At 39.4% G+C, this 322-nt stretch carries 1 pseudogene; it reads right to left on the minus strand.

Going from position 1 to position 322, the window contains the following annotated elements:
- A pseudogene (locus UYK_RS24600) lies at positions 1-215 on the minus strand (DUF3110 domain-containing protein); the annotation flags it as partial.
- Positions 216-322: the final 107 nt, after the last annotated feature.

Genomic DNA, 322 nt, shown 5'->3' on the forward strand with positions numbered 1-322 from the left:
TTTGGCAAAATTCCTTTATTTCTTCAGCATCTATTGCCTCTACTTTCGGTGTAGGAAAAATCTTGAGCTTCCAGCATGAGAGCAAAACGCAGGGCGTCATCTTCTGACTCGAACATCAGAATTTTGTTGCGATCGCCTACTCGAATCGTGTGAATGCCCTCATTGTCTGTACCAGCATTAAAAATTAACACAAAAACACGCATGGGTGTAATCATCGTTCCTGTCATCTGGGATCTATTTTTATTAAAATTCCTGGTTGTGTCTAAGGGAAAGCCTAAGCAAAATTTCTTACCTGAAAATGGGAGTTAGAGACTAATAAACA

The sequence above is a fragment of the Fischerella thermalis PCC 7521 genome, assembly GCF_000317225.1.
Classification (GTDB): domain Bacteria; phylum Cyanobacteriota; class Cyanobacteriia; order Cyanobacteriales; family Nostocaceae; genus Fischerella; species Fischerella thermalis.